Genomic DNA, 382 nt, shown 5'->3' with positions numbered 1-382 from the left:
GGGAGCCCATCAAGGAGCTGTTTGCAAAGGCGCGGCAAGGACAATGGCTCATAGGTGCCGATGTTGCACACTATGCCGCGGACTTAAGTGACAAAATGGGAGCGTTTAAGAAAAAAATAGGCGGTATCGCGAACTTTATTGGCGCGCGCATTATGCCTATGATCAATGATATGATTGATGCTTTTTCTCACCTGGTTGATGAAAACCGTGACCTCATTCAAACAGCCGTTGCTGGGTGGGCTAAAACCTTAAAAAAAGTCGTTAATGATTGGCTTAAGCCTACCGCTGATTTGAGAAAAGCTATAAGCGATCTCACAGAAAGAATTAAAGGCGGGGGTTTTTGGATGAAACCTCTTGTTGGTGAAATAGCCCTCTTAAAAGT

1 pseudogene is annotated in these 382 nt (G+C 44.8%); it reads left to right on the top strand.

Annotated features, from left to right (window positions below):
- Positions 1 to 382: pseudogene (locus J7R10_RS09645) on the top strand (phage tail protein); the annotation flags it as partial.

This window comes from Bartonella vinsonii subsp. berkhoffii ATCC 51672 (genome assembly GCF_902825225.1).
Classification (GTDB): domain Bacteria; phylum Pseudomonadota; class Alphaproteobacteria; order Rhizobiales; family Rhizobiaceae; genus Bartonella; species Bartonella berkhoffii.
The sequence above is the reverse complement of the archived record's forward strand: the minus strand, read 5'-3'. Positions and strand labels throughout refer to the sequence as shown.